This window comes from Burkholderia anthina (assembly GCF_902498995.1).
Taxonomy (GTDB): domain Bacteria; phylum Pseudomonadota; class Gammaproteobacteria; order Burkholderiales; family Burkholderiaceae; genus Burkholderia; species Burkholderia anthina.
Genome location: NZ_CABVLY010000001.1, coordinates 473,467 through 488,811, shown reverse-complemented (window position 1 = coordinate 488,811; position 15,345 = coordinate 473,467). Strand labels below are relative to the sequence as shown.

10 protein-coding genes are annotated in these 15,345 nt (G+C 69.3%); 5 read left to right on the top strand and 5 right to left on the bottom strand.

The window, feature by feature from the left end; translation table 11 throughout:
- Positions 1–220 precede the first annotated feature (220 nt).
- Together BME24068_RS02340 and gluQRS are read left to right on the top strand one after the other, a co-directional pair.
- Positions 221–1,075, top strand: coding sequence for a sulfurtransferase (locus BME24068_RS02340; RefSeq protein ID WP_096507679.1), 855 nt, complete (start codon positions 221–223; stop codon positions 1,073–1,075).
- Between the two features lie 22 nt (positions 1,076–1,097).
- Positions 1,098–1,991, top strand: a complete 894-nt coding sequence (gene gluQRS / locus BME24068_RS02335; RefSeq protein WP_174925040.1) for a tRNA glutamyl-Q(34) synthetase GluQRS — start codon at positions 1,098–1,100, stop codon at positions 1,989–1,991.
- Between the two features lie 248 nt (positions 1,992–2,239).
- On the opposite strand, the gene BME24068_RS02330 is transcribed toward gluQRS, so the two are convergent.
- The 4 genes from BME24068_RS02330 to purT form a co-directional block, all read right to left on the bottom strand.
- Entirely contained in the window at positions 2,240–3,724 is a 1,485-nt protein-coding gene (locus BME24068_RS02330; RefSeq protein WP_478209911.1) for a DEAD/DEAH box helicase, read from the bottom strand.
- A gap of 494 nt (positions 3,725–4,218) precedes the next feature.
- Entirely contained in the window at positions 4,219–4,599 is a 381-nt protein-coding gene (locus BME24068_RS02325) for an MliC family protein (protein WP_096507682.1), read from the bottom strand.
- Between the two features lie 93 nt (positions 4,600–4,692).
- Positions 4,693–4,896: a DUF6726 family protein gene (locus tag BME24068_RS02320; protein ID WP_096507683.1), complete on the bottom strand. Its 204-nt coding sequence runs from the start codon at positions 4,894–4,896 to the stop codon at positions 4,693–4,695.
- 22 nt (positions 4,897–4,918) lie between these two features.
- Positions 4,919–6,133: a formate-dependent phosphoribosylglycinamide formyltransferase gene (gene purT / locus BME24068_RS02315; RefSeq protein ID WP_174925039.1), complete on the bottom strand. Its 1,215-nt coding sequence runs from the start codon at positions 6,131–6,133 to the stop codon at positions 4,919–4,921.
- Between the two features lie 216 nt (positions 6,134–6,349).
- Here purT and BME24068_RS02310 point away from each other — a divergent pair, with 216 nt between their 5' ends.
- Both BME24068_RS02310 and BME24068_RS02305 read left to right on the top strand, forming a co-directional pair.
- The gene (locus BME24068_RS02310; protein WP_174925038.1) at positions 6,350–6,895 is read left to right on the top strand and encodes an META domain-containing protein; all 546 of its coding nucleotides are present in this window, start codon (positions 6,350–6,352) and stop codon (positions 6,893–6,895) included.
- Between the two features lie 185 nt (positions 6,896–7,080).
- Positions 7,081–11,895, top strand: coding sequence for a DNA translocase FtsK (locus BME24068_RS02305; protein WP_174925037.1), 4,815 nt, complete (start codon positions 7,081–7,083; stop codon positions 11,893–11,895).
- Between the two features lie 94 nt (positions 11,896–11,989).
- On the opposite strand, the gene BME24068_RS02300 is transcribed toward BME24068_RS02305, so the two are convergent.
- Complete coding sequence (locus BME24068_RS02300; protein WP_174925036.1) at positions 11,990–13,237, bottom strand: lactonase family protein; 1,248 nt, start codon at positions 13,235–13,237, stop codon at positions 11,990–11,992.
- A gap of 165 nt (positions 13,238–13,402) precedes the next feature.
- On the opposite strand from BME24068_RS02300, the gene BME24068_RS02295 reads away from it, so the two are divergent.
- The gene (locus tag BME24068_RS02295) at positions 13,403–15,232 is read left to right on the top strand and encodes a glycoside hydrolase family 15 protein (RefSeq protein WP_174925035.1); all 1,830 of its coding nucleotides are present in this window, start codon (positions 13,403–13,405) and stop codon (positions 15,230–15,232) included.
- Positions 15,233–15,345 lie beyond the last annotated feature (113 nt).

Here is a 15,345-nt window from a genome sequence, read left to right as displayed (position 1 = left end):
GCGTTATTGTAGCCGCGTCGTCGCGCAGGCTGCCCAAAAAATCCCCCTGCCCGGCCGTTCGGCCGATGCGCGCGACGTCGGCCGAACGGCCGGGTGCCGGTGCATGCCCGGTTTGCGGGATAATACGGGTTTTCGAATCTTCGCCCCGGCTTCGCACCCTTTTTTGCGGGGCCGCCGTGCGCCCGCCGCACGGCCGCGGCCGTTTTCCCGTCGGACCATCATGACCATCGTCAACCTCGCCGCCTACCACTTCGTGTCGCTCGACGCGACCGAGCAATGGCGTCCGCTCGTCACCGCCCGCTGCAACGAACTCGGCCTGCGCGGCACGATCCTGCTCGCGCCGGAAGGCATCAACCTGTTCATCGCCGGCCCGCGCGAAGCGGCCGACGCGTTCATCGACTACCTCCGCCACGATCCGCTGTTCGAAGGCAAGTTCGCGACGCTGCAGTTCAAGGAAAGCCTGTCCGACTCGCAGCCGTTTCGCCGGATGCTCGTGCGCCTGAAGCGCGAGATCATCACGATGAAGAAGCCGGCGATCAAGCCCGAGCTCGGCCGCGCGCCGTCGGTCGACGCGCGCACGCTGAAGGCGTGGCTCGACCGCGGCCACGACGATGCGGGCCGCCCGGTCGTGATGCTCGACACGCGCAACGCGTTCGAGATCGACGTCGGCACGTTCGACGACGCGCTCGACTACCGGATCGACAAGTTCAGCGAGTTCCCGGAAGTGATCGACGCGAACCGCGCCGACCTCGAGGGCAAGACGGTCGTGTCGTTCTGCACCGGCGGCATCCGCTGCGAGAAGGCCGCGATCCACATGAAGGAAATCGGCATCGAGAACGTGTACCAGCTCGAAGGCGGGATCCTCAAGTATTTCGAGGAAGTCGGCGGCGCGCACTATCACGGCGACTGCTTCGTGTTCGACTACCGCACCGCGCTGAACCCGCAACTTCAGCCGACCGAGAACGTCACGTGCTTCGCGTGCCGCGCGGTCGTCACGCCGGAAGCGCAGCAATCGCCGAGCTACGTGCCCGGCAAGTCGTGCCCGGCCTGCGCGCAGGCGGCCAGCGCCGCGTAAGCGCGCGCCGCCCCGCGCCCCGATGAACGGCTACCGCGGCCGCTTCGCGCCGTCGCCCACCGGCCCGCTGCATTTCGGCTCGCTGGTCGGCGCACTCGCGAGCTGGCTCGATGCGCGCGCACACGGCGGCACGTGGCTCGTGCGCATCGAGGACATCGACGGCCCGCGCACGGTGCCGGGCGCCGCCGACGACATCCTCGCGACGCTCGCGCATTTCGGCATGACACCCGACGAGCCGCCCGTGTGGCAAAACACGCGCGATGCGCGCTACGCGGCCGCGCTCGAGCAGCTCGTCGCCGCGGGGCGCGTGTATCCGTGCGGCTGCACGCGCAAGGAAATCGCCGATTCGCTGCGCGCGGCGCACGAGCGTCACACGACGCTCGCCTATCCGGGCACCTGCCGCACCGGCCTGCACGGCAAACCCGCGCGTGCGTGGCGGCTGCGCGTGCCGGACGGCGCCGACGCCATCGTCACATTCGACGACCGCTGGCAGCACATGCAATCGCAGAACCTTGCCACCGAAGTCGGCGATTTCGTGCTGAAGCGCGCGGACGGCCAGTGGGCCTATCAGCTCGCGGTCGTGGTCGACGACGCCGACGCGGGCATCACGCACGTCGTGCGCGGTGCCGACCTGCTCGATTCGACCGCACGCCAGATCTATCTGCAACGCTGTCTCGGCGTGCCGACACCCGACTACCTGCACGTTCCCGTCGTCGTCGACGCCAACGGCGAAAAGCTCAGCAAGCAAACGGGTGCGAGCGCGCTCGAGCGCGACGATCCGCTGCCGGCGCTCCGGGCCGCCGCCGCGCATCTCGGCCTAACGGCCGATGGCGATCTATCGGGCCATACGCTGGATGCGTTCCATGCGGCCGCCACCGGCGCGTGGGCGCGCCGCTTCGGGCTGCGGGCCGGTTGAGCGGCTCGCCGGGCACCGGTTCGGTTTGCGGCAGCCGCCTCGGTGCCGAATCCGGTCGCATGAAAGCGTGACGGAGCCGGAACGCCGCGCTCGATGACGACGGCGCCGCAACACGTCGAAATCGTCGCTGCCGGCAATCACAGTCCCCTTCAAATCGTCTCGCCCAATGAAAAACGGGCACATGCTCATCGCATGCACCCGTTTCCTCGGCGGCACTCGCGCGCCGCCCCACCGCGTATTCCCGCTGCTTATGCCGACGGTTTGCGCGGCATCCCGAACCCGCCGAGCAGTGCGGCGACCTGACGCTTCGGCCCCTTTTTCTCCGGCTGTTGCTCGGACTGCGCGTCTTCCGGCTGCTTCGCCGACGCCGACGGTTCGTACGGTTTCAGGAAGAAATCGTCGACCGGCGGCTCATGGCGGCGGTGATGGCCGCGCTCGGAACCGCCCGGGCGACGGCCCGACGCACCGCGATGCTCTTCACGCTCGCGGCGGCCGCCGCGTTCGCCGCCGCGCTCGCCACGTTCACCGCGCTCACCGCCGCGTTCGTCCTGACGATGACGCGCCGGCTTGGTCAGCGCGAGCGTTTGCACGTCGAGCGGACGCTTGATCAGCTTTTCGATATCGGCGAGCTGCTTGCGCTCGTTCGGGCTGCACAGCGACAGCGCATCGCCCGTCGCCCCCGCACGGCCCGTGCGGCCGATCCGGTGCACGTAGTCTTCCGCGCTGAACGGCAGGTCGAAGTTGATCACGGCCGGCAGTTCGGCGATGTCGAGGCCACGCGCGGCCACGTCGGTTGCGACCAGCGCCTCGATCTCGCCGCGCTTGAACGCGTCGAGCGCCTGCATCCGCTCGATCTGCGTCTTGTCGCCGTGGATCGCCGACGCGACCACGCCGTCGCGTTCGAGGTTGCGGGCGAGCCGGCTCGCGCCGATCTTGCTGTTGCAGAACACGATCACCTGCTTGAGCCCGCGCTCGCGCATCAGTTGCACGACGGCCGCCTGCTTGTCGCCTTCGGCGACGTCGTAGACGATCTGCGTGACGTTCGCGTTGGTCGAGTTGCTGCGCGCGACCTCGATCGTCTGCGGGTTGCGCAGGTAGGTCGAGGCGAGCTTCTTGATTTCGCCCGAGAACGTGGCCGAGAACAGCAGCGTCTGGCGGTCCTTCGGCAGCAGGTTCAGGATGCGCTGCAGGTCGGGCAGGAAGCCCATGTCGAGCATCCGGTCGGCTTCGTCGAGCACGAGGATCTGGACCTGGCCGAGATTCGCCGTCTTTTGCTGCACGTGGTCGAGCAGGCGGCCCGGCGTCGCGATCAGGATCTCGACGCCGCGGCGCAGTTCGGCCATCTGCGGGTTCATGTCGACGCCGCCGAACACCACCGCGCTGCGCAGCGGCGTGTGCTTCGCATACGCGTGCACGTTCGCGGCGACCTGGTCGGCGAGTTCGCGGGTCGGCGTGAGGATCAGCGCCCGCACCGGGTGGCGCGCCGGAGACGCGCTCGTATTGGCCTGCGGCAGCAGCCGCTGGATGATCGGCAGCGAGAAACTCGCGGTCTTGCCGGTACCCGTTTGCGCGGCGCCCATGACGTCGCGGCCGGCGAGCACGACCGGAATGGCCTGCGCCTGGATCGGCGTCGGCGTCGTATAGCCCTGCTCCGCAATGGCTTTCAGGATATCGGCGGCAAGGCCGAATTGATCGAAGGTTGCGTCGACGGGCTTGGCGACAGAATCGGACATGGTGGCGTTTCGCTCAAAAGGCGCGGCGGGGACATCGTGCGTCAGGCCGGCCGGGCCTGCGCTCATCACATTTCGGAAGTAGACGGAGCCGCGGCGCGCCGCGCGGCGCCGCTCTGGCGCTCGGAACCGGTTCAATTCGAACCTCGGCTCCCACAAGGCCGTGCGGACTCCGTTCGGCGCGAATGCCGGCGGAAAGGGCCGTATTGTAGCACTGCGCGGCCATCTGTCCGTGACAACGCCGCGAACGGCCCCGGTGGCGGCTCACGGCGTACGCCGGCAGGCCGGGCGCGGGTCGATGCGAGCGGCGATCGGGCTATCCCGATCGGCCGGTTGGCGAAATTCGGGGTCGAATCCCGGCCATTTCAGTTGATCGGCCAGGCTGCGGGCTGCGGGCGCGCCGGAGCGTCGCTCCGCCCCGCCCTACGACTCAACGTCGAACCGGCCGGCGCACCGCTTCCCGTGCATCCGCATACGCGTCCGATCGCGCGCGGCGATCAGCCCTTCTTCTTTTTCTTCTCGACCTGCACGCAGTCGCCGAGCAGCGGCGGCGACTTCGGATCCGCGATCTCGTCGCGCAGCGTCCCTTCCTTGCCCTTCGTCCACCACGTATAGCGCCCGGCCTGGTAGCGCACGCCCGACGCCGACACGGTGTCGACGAACAGCAGTTGCTGGCCGTTGACCGGCACCAGCGCGAAGCTCTGGGCGTTGCCCGCGTGCCAGTACGACACACGCACCGGCTGCTTCTGGTTCGCGCACTGGTACACGGCAATCTGGCGCGAATCGGCGTCGATTTCCTCGACGGTCAGTTGCGCGGCATGCGCGACGGAAACGGCGGTGCCGGCCAGCGCGAGCGCGGCGAAGGTTTGGCGAATCATGCAGGTCCTTTCACGAGACGGGTGGAAACGCGCCCTCGCGGGGCGCGCGGTTATCGTTGGTTACTCGTCGATGGTTCTTCGACAGGACTTCGCTCAGGGATCGATGACGTCGGCGCACGCGTCGGTCGGTGCGGCCGCGACATGGCCGACGAGCGGCACGATCTTCAGCCCGGCCGATGCGACCCGGCACGGCGCGGCCGCGAGACCGCAACCCGCGAGGCTCGCGACGAGCGCCAGTGCGGCACCCAGTCTGCCGATCCTTCGAATCGTTCCGATATGCAACCGCGTCGACGCCATCGCTTTCTCCTGGTTTTGCCGGTCAGCGCGTCGACACGGGCCGCACGGCCGCCGCCGCGCGCTTCGCGCGTTCGCGGGCTTCGTCGACGTTCGCGCCGGTCGCGAGCGCGACGCCCATGCGCCGCTTCGCGAAGCTCTCCGGCTTGCCGAACAGGCGCAGGTCGGCGCCCGGCACCGCCAGCGCGTCGCGCACGCCTTCGAACGCAATGCCGCGCTCGTCGAGCCCGCCGTAGATCACCGCCGACGCGGCCGGCGAGCCGAGCGTCGGATCGACCGGTAGCCCGAGAATCGCGCGCGCGTGCAGTTCGAACTCCGACTGGCGCTGCGACGCGAGCGTGACGAGTCCGGTGTCGTGCGGCCGCGGGCTCACCTCGGAGAACCAGACTTCGTCGCCGCGCACGAACAGCTCGACGCCGAACATCCCGCGCCCGCCGAGCGCCTCGGTCACCTTGTGCGCGATCTCGCGCGACTTTTCCAGCGCGGCCGCGCTCATTGGCTGCGGCTGCCACGATTCGACGTAGTCGCCCGCCACCTGCACGTGGCCGACCGGCTCGCAGAAGTAGGTGCGCGTCTCGAGCGTCGCCGGATCGATCGCGCGCACGGTCAGTTGCGTGATCTCGTACTCGAAATCGATGAAGCCCTCGACGATCACGCGGCCGTGGTTCACGCGGCCGCCGGCCATCGCGTAGTCCCACGCGGGCTGGATGTCGGCTTCGGTCCGCACGACCGACTGCCCCTTGCCCGACGACGACATCACCGGCTTCACGACGCACGGCATGCCGATCTTCGCGACGGCGGCGCTGAACGCGTCGAACGACTCCGCGAACGCATACGGCGACGTCGCCAGCCCGAGCTCCTCGGCCGCGAGCCGGCGGATGCCTTCGCGGTTCATCGTGAGCTGCGTCGCACGCGCGGTCGGGATCACCTCGGCAAGACCGGCCGCCTCGATCGCCGCGAGCGCGTCGGTCGCGATCGCCTCGATCTCCGGCACGATCAGGTGCGGACGCTCCGCCTCGACGATCGCGCGCAGCGCGGCGGCGTCCGTCATGTCGATCACGTGCGCGCGATGCGCGACCTGATGGCCCGGCGCGTCCGGGTAGCGGTCGACCGCAACGACTTCGACACCGAGCCGCTGCAACGCGATGATGACTTCCTTGCCGAGCTCGCCGGCGCCGAGCAGCATGACGCGCGTGGCCGACGGAGAAAGCGGCGTACCGAGCCGCTGACCGATCTGCATGTGATTTCCCGCTGGTTCTGTTGAAGGACGAAAACGGCTTCGATGTTAACACGCGCATCCGCGCCGGTTTGGGCGGTTTCGTCGCGCGGCCGCCACGCCGCGCGAGGCTCGCGGGCGGGATGCGAACGTTTTCACGTATGAAGTGTCGGCTCGCCTCGCGCGGGGCGGGTGCGTTACTCTTACGCCTTGATCAGAATCCGATGAGGAACGAGGCTCATGTCCCACCTGTCCGCAGCCGCACGCGCACGCACCGGCCTGCTTCGCCCGTTGCGCGCGCCGCTCTGCGCGTTGACGCTTGCCACGCTTCTCGCCGCCTGCGCGATGCCGACCCACCCCGATTCCGCCGCCCCCGCACCCGACCCGTACAACCCCGCTGCCGTGCAACTGCTCGACGACACGAGCTGGGAGCTCACGAGCTGGCTGAACGCCGACGGCACGCCGCGCACGATTCCGCACGGCGACAACGGCGAGCCGATCAAGCTCGCGCTGTCCGCCCAATCGGGCATCCGGCAAGCAAGCGGCTTTTCGGGCTGCAATCGCTATATGGGAACCTACGCGCTGAAGAACGGCCTGCTGAACTTCGGCCCGCTCGCCGGCACGCGCATGGCATGCCCGAACACGCTCGGCGGCGAACTCGAACACGCGTACCTCGACGCGCTCGCGCACGTCCAGAAGACCGGCGTGCAGATGCGCGACCCGCAGCAGTTGCAGATCGTGACCGAAGCCGGTGCAACGCTGACCTTCACGCGCCGGAGCCCCTGATAGCAACGCGCGGGCAAAGGCCGACCGGCCGCCTTTGCCGCGCGCGGATACCGGACGCATGCGTCCCGCGGCCGAAACGCGCATCCGCGCGTCGCTGCTGCCTTACTTAGAGTCCTGTTCGCCGGCCGGTTAAACTCGGCGGGTCGCGCACCGCGCTCCCCGCCCTCTTCCTGTTTCATCACAGCATGCATACGGTTGTCTTCGGCTGGTTCGGCATCTCCGCCGTCTGGTTCCTTCTTCTCTTCTGGCGTCTCGTTCAGGCGATGCTGCCCGGTGGCGGCGGACTCGCCGGCCGCGGCTCGATTCGCCTGTGGCTCGGCTTCGCGGCCGTGTTCGTCGCAAGCTGCACGCTGACGAGCCCGCTGTCGGGCCCCGACACGAACGGGTTCGGCCACGCGTTCTCGACCGGCTTCGCGCACGTGCTCGGCCCGATCGGCACACCGGTCGCGATGGTCGTGCTGCTGCTCGCGGGGCTGCCCTGGCTGACCGGCATCGGCTGGCGGCAGTTCGCTGCGTGGGTCGACACGTCGTTCGGCGTCAAGCTCGCGCGCGAGGTCGACGACGACGACGCGCGCGGCGTCGCCGACCTGCCGCGCAACGCACTGCACCGCGACGACGACATCGTGCAGCCGACCACCGCGCACACGGTCAATTCGATGGCGCCCCGGCAGAACGGCCGGTATTCGCGCCCGACGCTGTGGAAACCCGATCCGCAAGCCCGGCCGAAGCCGCGCAGCAACGCAGCGCCGCGTCCGCTCGCGGAACCCGTCGCGCCGTCCGGCTGGCTGAAGCCGACGCCGGCCAATCGCGTGCCGACGCCGCCCGTGCCGACCGCGACCAGCCCGCTGCCGCCGCCGACGACCGGCAGCACCGCGAGCCTCGCGCGCGCCGCGGCGAACGCACAAGTGCCGCGCCCGGATCCCGCACCGCTTCCGGCCGGGTTCGAACCGGTACGACCGCGGCCAACCGCCGTCCGGCCTGCGGCCGCCGCGCTGAAACAGCCGGCAGCGCCCCGTACTTCGGTCACGCCGCGGCCTGTCAGCGCGACGCCGCCGCGCACGCCTGCACGCCCGGCGACGGGAATGGGCGCGGCCGGCCAGCCGGCCGATGCGGCGCGACGCCGCCCCGCGCCGCCGACGCCCGCACGCGCGCCGCTCTACACGTGGGTGCAACAGCCGGCGGAGCCGGTCACGCCGTCGCCGAGCGTTCATGACACGCTGCGCTCGATCGAGGCAAGCACCGCGCAATGGGCGACGCTGGATAACACCCGCTCGACGAATGGACTGAACACGACGGCAACCGCCGCGACTGCAGCCGGAGCGATCGCAGCGGCAAGCAGCGGCGCCGCGCCGGCATCGACCGCGGTGCCGGGCGGGTTCGTTCCGGTAGCACCGCAGATCGCGCCGCGCGACACGGGTCGCCTGGACGAACACGAGCCTGTGCCGGCATACGACGACGCACCGATAGTGCTCGACGCGTTCATGCCCGCCGAGCCGAGCGCGCACGTGCATGCTGCCGCGCCGGATGCCATGGTGTCCGGCGACACCGCGCAACCCGAGGCGTCGGATCTCCGTGTCGCCCCCGAAACGCCGGCGCGCCACGCGAACGACGAGAGTCGACATGTCGCGGATGCGCCTGTCGCGCCGGCATTCCATGCCCCCATCGACGTTGCGCCGTGGGAAGACAGCGTCAGCCCGCCGTTTGCCGCTATCGATGCGCCGCAGAAGAGCCCGATTGCCGCTTCGCCGGCGGTTGGCGGTGAACCGGTCGCGGCCGGCCAGGCTTCGATCGCCGTCACATCCGCCGCAAGCGACACGGCTCGCAACTTCGATGCGAACGAAGCAGCGATCACCACCGGCATCGGCGCCCCGTTCGAATCGCAGCCCGCGCGCTCTGCCGATACCGTCGTATCGGCCGATTCGGCACACAACCCGCGTGACGGCGTGAATGGCGTGAACGGTGCGAAGGCCGCCGAGCAAGTCGCGACGCCCTCTCCTCTCCCTGTTGCGCCTGTTGCGGAAACACCGGCGCGCACGCTTGCCGACGCGATGCCCGTTGCGGCGGCCGCGACCGCCCTCGCCGCGTCGAGCACGGCACCGGCCCACACCGTGACGGGAACCGTCTGGAAGAATGAAGCGGCCGTGAAAAACGTTGCAGAGCGCGTCGCGGACGCTGTCCCGCTGTCCACGAGCACGCAACGCCCCACGACGCCGGCAATGAGCGCCGCGCCCGCACCGTCGACTTCCGCGGTCGCCGAACCTGCCTCGGCTAACGCCGCGACCTCTGCGCCGTGGTCGAGCCCGTTGTCGGCCCGCCCCTTCGCTGCTGCGCCGACTTCCTCGACCGCCTCGACCGCCAGCACATCGTCACCCGTCGTCGCACCCGTTCCGGCTACGCCCGCACAGGCCATCACGCCGAACCGCACGCCTGCCGCTATCGCGCCTTCGTTTGGCGACGTGACCAACGCGGCATCGGGTTCGCCGTCGCAACCGGCCGCACCGGCATCGGCCGTCGCATCGGTTGCGCCGTCGGCGCTGGTTGGCGCGACGAGCACCGTGGATGGTTCCGGCCATCGCGTGTCGTCTGCTGCGTCGGCCATCGGGCCGGCAGCATCGTCGACGATCGGCGCCGCTGCCGGCCCGGTATCCGACTCGGTTACGCGCTCGCCTGCACCGGCGGCAGCAGCCGCGCCTGCCCCGACGCCTGCGGCAAACACCGCCGGCGTGTCCGCGGCGCAGCCTTCAACGCCCGCGCCGTCCGCATCGATCGACACGTCATTCAGCGCAACCGCATCGCAACCGGTCGCAAGCATCCCGACACCCGCGGCAACCGCAATGCCGTCCGCATCGTCGGGCGCGACGCTTGCCGCGACATCCACCGCATCGGCCACCGGTTCGACGGCATCGTGGACCCGCGCAATCGATGCGCCCTCGATCAACGCGGCAGCCGTGCCGACCGAAGCGACACAGCCTGCAACCACGACTCCGCCTGCCGCTGCAATCGCGACGCCCCCATCGTCCGGCGCACCGGCCACGACCGGCACGACCGCGGCCGCTACGCCCGCCGCGTTCAGCACCACGCCTGTCACGACGGCCGGCACGCTGGCGTCCGTTGCCGCAACCGCTGCGCCGGCACTCTCGCCGTCGCCCGTCACCTCGGCGGTGTCGGTATTGCCGGTTGCCCTCGCACCGAGCGCAACCTTCGGCGTCGCAGCGCCCGCACCGTCGATCGCGCCGGCACCCTCGGCCCCGGCGCAGTCGTACACCACGCCGCCCGCCCCTGCTGCAACGCCGGCGAGCTGGTCCATGTCCGGCTCCGGCGCCACGCCCGCCCCGGCAGGCATCGCCGCATCGGTCGTCACTGCCGCACCGCTTGCAGCCGCAACGATCGCCGATGCGAGCCTGCCGCCGGCGGCCGACGCCGCAGCGGCAGAACCGGCCACCCCGGCCGCCGACGCGTCGGCCCCGCCTGCCCGCCCGCCGCGGCCGAATGCGTTCGAATTCCACGCGCCCGCGTCGTTCAACGTCGAACTGCCGACGCTCGACCTGCTCGAGCCCGCATCGGACGACGTCCAGACGATCTCCGAAGAGCACCTCGCGCAGACGGGCCAGGTGATCGAGCAGCGGCTGCAGGAATTCAAGGTGCCGGTGACGGTCGTCGGCGCATCGGCCGGCCCGGTGATCACGCGCTTCGAGATCGAGCCCGCGCTCGGCGTGCGCGGCAGCCAGATCGTCGGCCTGATGAAGGATCTGTCGCGCGGCCTCGGCCTCACGTCGATCCGCGTCGTCGAGACGATCCCCGGCAAGACCTGCATGGGCCTCGAACTGCCGAATGCGAAACGCCAGATGATCCGCCTGTCGGAGATCCTCGAATCGCGCCAGTACCAGCACTCGACGTCGCAACTGACGATCGCGATGGGCAAGGACATCACCGGTCACCCGGTCGTCACCGATCTCGCGAAGGCGCCGCACATGCTGGTCGCGGGTACGACGGGTTCGGGCAAGTCGGTCGCGATCAACGCGATGATCCTGTCGCTGCTGTACAAGGCGACGCCCGAGGACGTGCGGCTTATCATGATCGACCCGAAGATGCTCGAGCTGTCGGTCTATGAAGGGATCCCGCACCTGCTCGCGCCGGTCGTCACCGACATGAAGCTGGCGGCGAACGCACTGAACTGGTGCGTCGGCGAAATGGAGAAGCGCTACCGGCTGATGTCGGCCGTCGGCGTGCGCAACCTCGCGGGTTTCAACCAGAAGATCCGCGACGCGCAGGCGAAGGAAAAGAAGATCGGCAACCCTTTCTCGCTGACGCCGGACGATCCGGAACCGCTGTCGACGCTGCCGCTGATCGTCGTGGTGATCGACGAACTGGCCGACCTGATGATGGTCGCCGGCAAGAAGATCGAGGAGCTGATCGCGCGCCTCGCGCAGAAGGCGCGCGCGGCCGGCATCCATCTGATCCTCGCGACCCAGCGTCCGTCCGTCGACGTGATCACGGGCCTGATCAAGGCGAACATCCCGACGCGCGTCGCGTTCCAGGTATCGTCGAAGATCGATTCGCGCACGATTCTCGACCAGATGGGCGCCGAATCGCTGCTCGGCCAGGGCGACATGCTGTTCCTGCCGCCGGGCACCGGCTATCCGCAGCGCGTGCACGGCGCGTTCGTCGCCGACGAGGAAGTGCACCGGGTCGTCGAGTACCTGAAGCAGTTCGGCGAGCCGCAGTACGAAGAAGGGATTCTGGACGGCCCGGCCACCGATGGCGCGGCGCAGGACCTGTTCGGCGAAGCGCCGGATGCGGAAGCCGATCCGCTGTACGACGAAGCCGTCGCGTTCGTCGTGCGCACGCGGCGCGCGTCGATTTCGTCGGTGCAGCGGCAGTTGCGCATCGGCTACAACCGCGCCGCGCGTCTCGTCGAGCAGATGGAAGCAGCCGGACTCGTGTCGCCGATGGGCATCAACGGCAGCCGCGAGGTGCTCGTGCCGGCCGCGGCCGACTGAGTGCGGCGGCCGGACGGCCGCCGCCGGGACGGGCGCGCCGCGCAAGCGGCCGCCCGGCATACGAAGGGCGCTGCGTCGGCAGCGCCTTTTTTATTTACTGCGCCACCGGCACCAGCTTGAAATCGACCGGACTGCCGACCGCGACCTTCTGCGGATTCGGGCCGAGCTGCCCCGTTTCGACGTCGCGGCTGAACACGTAGAACGTGTCGCTGTCCTGGTTGCCGACGATCAGCCACTTGCCGGTCGGGTCGATCAGGAACTCGCGCGGCGTCTTGCCGAGGCTCGACTGGCGTCCGACCGTCTTCAACCGGCCGTCGGCCTCGTTCACCGCGTAGATCACGATGTCGTTGACGTCGCCGCGATTGCTCACGTACAGGAAGCGGCCGTCCGGCGACAGGTGGATCGCGCCGCCGCCGACCTTGCCCTTGAAGCCGGGCACCGTCATCGGCACGATCTCGACCGGCGCCAGCTTGCCGTCGTGGTAGCCGAACACCTCGACCGACGCGCTGAGTTCGCTCGTCACGTACGCGAACCGGCCGTCGGCGCTGAACACCATGTGACGCGGGCCGGAGCCGGCCTTCACGGGCGTGTAGCGCGTATCGGTCGGGCTGATCAGCCCGCGGCTGCCGTCCACCGTGTAGCGATAGCCATAGATCTTGTCCGTGCCGAGATCCTGCACGAACAGGTAGTGGCCATCCGGCGAAAACACGGTCGAGTGCACATGCGCGCCGTCCTGGCGCCCCTTCACCGGGCCCGAGCCCTCATGATGCACGGTCAGCACGGCCTGGCCCACCGCGCCGCCGTCGCGGATCGGGAACACCGCGAAGCTGCCGCCCGGATCCGCCGCGACCGAGTAGTTGGCCGTGACGAGGTACTTGCCGTCCGGCGACAGCGCCAGATAGCAAGGATCGTTCCCTTCCGACGACACGCGGTCGATGAACGTGAGCGCGCCCGTCTTCGCATCGAAGCTGAACGCGCTGACGCCGCCGCGCTCGTTGGCCGGCCCGTTGTCGCCGGGCAACTCGTTGACCGCGTAGACGGTGCGACCGTCGCGGCTCGGCAACAGATAGGACGGGTTCACGGTCTTCGCCGACGACACGGGCGCGACGCTGCCCGTCTTGGTATCGAAGCGATACACGTAGATCCCGTCGCTGCCGTGGCCCGTATAGGTGCCGACCAGCAGGTTGTAGACGCCGTCGGCCGGTGCCGGCGATTGCTGCGCAAAGGCGTGGGTCGCGGACAGGGAAAGCACGATCGCGAAACCTTTCATCCAGTGAGCGAGCCTAAGCGGGAACCCTCGTGTCGAAGCGCGCGCGTCATGCTCGCGTAAACGGTTGGGCATTGAATCCTCCTTGCATCGAGTCGCTTCAAGTGTTGAGATAGGACGAAACGCCGGCCGATCATGCGCTCCGCCGCCCGGCCGAGTATACGGGGCGCGACGCCGGCACGTGAAGCCCGGGCGCCGCAGCCTGCATTGTGAACTCGACTATCCAAGGACCGCTTGCCCATGCCCGCCCTGATCGAAGACTACGCCCTCGTCGGCGACGGCCACACCGCCGCGCTGATTTCGAAAGACGGCTCCGTCGACTGGCTGTGCTGGCCCCGCTTCGATTCGGGCGCCTGTTTCGCGGCGCTGGTCGGCACGCCCGAACATGGCCGCTGGCTGCTCGCGCCGGCCGCCGACGCCGCGATCACGCACACGACACGCCGCTATCGCGGCGACACGCTGATCCTCGAAACCGACTACGAAAGCGCCGACGGCGCCGTCACCGTGATCGACTTCATGCCGCCCGGCAACGGCTGGTCGGAACTCGTGCGGATCGTCGTCGGCCGCCACGGCACGATGAAGATGCGCATGGAACTGGTGTTGCGCTTCGACTACGGTTTCTCGATCCCGTGGGTCACGCAGCTGTCCCGCGAAAGCGGGATGAAAGCCATCGCCGGCCCCGATACGGTCGTGCTGCGCACGCCGGTGGCCCTCACCGGCAAGAACCTGCACACGCTCGCCGAATTCACGGTGAGCGCCGACGAGCGCATCCCGTTCTCGCTCGGCTATGCGGCGTCGCACCTGCGGCTGCCGCCCGCGCGCGATCCGCTGTCGATGCTCGCCCGCACCGAGAACTACTGGCTCGAATGGTCGGGGCGCTGCCAGGTGCAGGGCCGCTATGCGGCCGCCGTGCGCCGCTCGCTGATCACGCTGAAGGCGCTCGCCTACGAGCCGACCGGCGGCATCGTCGCCGCGCCCACCACGTCCTTGCCCGAGAAGATCGGCGGCAACCGGAACTGGGACTACCGCTATTGCTGGCTGCGCGATGCGACGATCACGCTGCTCGCGCTGATGCGCGGCGGCTACTACGACGAGGCGCGCGCGTGGCGCACCTGGCTCGGCCGCGTGATGGCCGGCTCGCCCGAGCAGATCCAGATCATGTACGGGATCGCGGGCGAGCGCCGGCTGCCGGAAATGGAGCTCGACTGGCTGCCCGGATACCAGGATTCGAAGCCGGTGCGCGTGGGCAACGGCGCGGCGAACCAGCTCCAGCTCGACGTGTTCGGCGAAGTGATGGCCGCGCTGCACCTCGCGCGCGTGGGCGGCCTGCAGGCCGACGACACCGTGTGGTCCGTGCAGTGCTCGCTGCTCGACCATCTCGAGAAGATCTGGCAGGAGCCCGACGAGGGCATCTGGGAAACGCGCGGCGGCCGCCGTCATTTCACGTTCTCGAAGGTGATGGCGTGGGTCGCGTTCGACCGCGCGATCAAGTCGGCCGAGATGTTCCGCCTGCCCGCGTCGCTCGACCGCTGGCGCGCGCTGCGCGACCGCATCCACGCGGACGTCTGCGCCAACGCATGGCACGAAGGCAAACAGGCGTTTGCACAGAGCTACGGCAGCGACGAGCTCGACGCGAGCGTGCTGCTGATGCCGCTGCTCGGCTTCCTGCCGCCGGAAGACCCGCGCATCGTCGGCACGGTGGAGGCGATCGAGCGGGAATTGCTGCACGACGGGCTCGTGATGCGCTATCGCACCACCGAGTACGACGACGGCCTGCCGCCCGGCGAAGGCACGTTTCTCGCATGCAGCTTCTGGCTGGTCGACAACTACGCGCTGCTCGGCCGGATCGACGACGCGCACCGGCTGTTCAGCCGGCTGCTCGCGCTGTCGAACGACCTCGGGCTGCTCGCCGAGGAGTACGACCCGGTCGGCGGGCGGCTCGTCGGCAATTTCCCGCAGGCGTTCTCGCACGTCGCGCTCGTGCATACCGCGATGAACCTGATGCACCACGAAGAGGCAATGGCCCGCGCGGCCGGCCAGCCCGCGCCGGCCGTGGCGACGGGGCGCTGAGCGGCGTCGGGGCAGCTTCGTCAGAGAACGTCAATTCGCAAAAGTTTGATGAAAAATCGGGGAAATGTTGCATTGCAACACCGATCGTTGTCCGATATGATCGACGCGATTGT

What these genes read in the sequence shown, in the direction of transcription:
- BME24068_RS02330 (WP_478209911.1), bottom strand. Translation starts at nt 3,724, where the DNA reads ATGTCCGATTCTGTCGCCAAGCCCGTCGACGCAACCTTCGATCAATTC.
- BME24068_RS02305 (WP_174925037.1), top strand. Translation starts at nt 7,081, where the DNA reads ATGCATACGGTTGTCTTCGGCTGGTTCGGCATCTCCGCCGTCTGGTTC.
- BME24068_RS02325 (WP_096507682.1), bottom strand. Translation starts at nt 4,599, where the DNA reads ATGATTCGCCAAACCTTCGCCGCGCTCGCGCTGGCCGGCACCGCCGTT.
- BME24068_RS02320 (WP_096507683.1), bottom strand. Translation starts at nt 4,896, where the DNA reads ATGGCGTCGACGCGGTTGCATATCGGAACGATTCGAAGGATCGGCAGA.
- purT (WP_174925039.1), bottom strand. Translation starts at nt 6,133, where the DNA reads ATGCAGATCGGTCAGCGGCTCGGTACGCCGCTTTCTCCGTCGGCCACG.
- gluQRS (WP_174925040.1), top strand. Translation starts at nt 1,098, where the DNA reads ATGAACGGCTACCGCGGCCGCTTCGCGCCGTCGCCCACCGGCCCGCTG.
- BME24068_RS02300 (WP_174925036.1), bottom strand. Translation starts at nt 13,237, where the DNA reads ATGCCCAACCGTTTACGCGAGCATGACGCGCGCGCTTCGACACGAGGG.
- BME24068_RS02310 (WP_174925038.1), top strand. Translation starts at nt 6,350, where the DNA reads ATGTCCCACCTGTCCGCAGCCGCACGCGCACGCACCGGCCTGCTTCGC.
- BME24068_RS02340 (WP_096507679.1), top strand. Translation starts at nt 221, where the DNA reads ATGACCATCGTCAACCTCGCCGCCTACCACTTCGTGTCGCTCGACGCG.
- BME24068_RS02295 (WP_174925035.1), top strand. Translation starts at nt 13,403, where the DNA reads ATGCCCGCCCTGATCGAAGACTACGCCCTCGTCGGCGACGGCCACACC.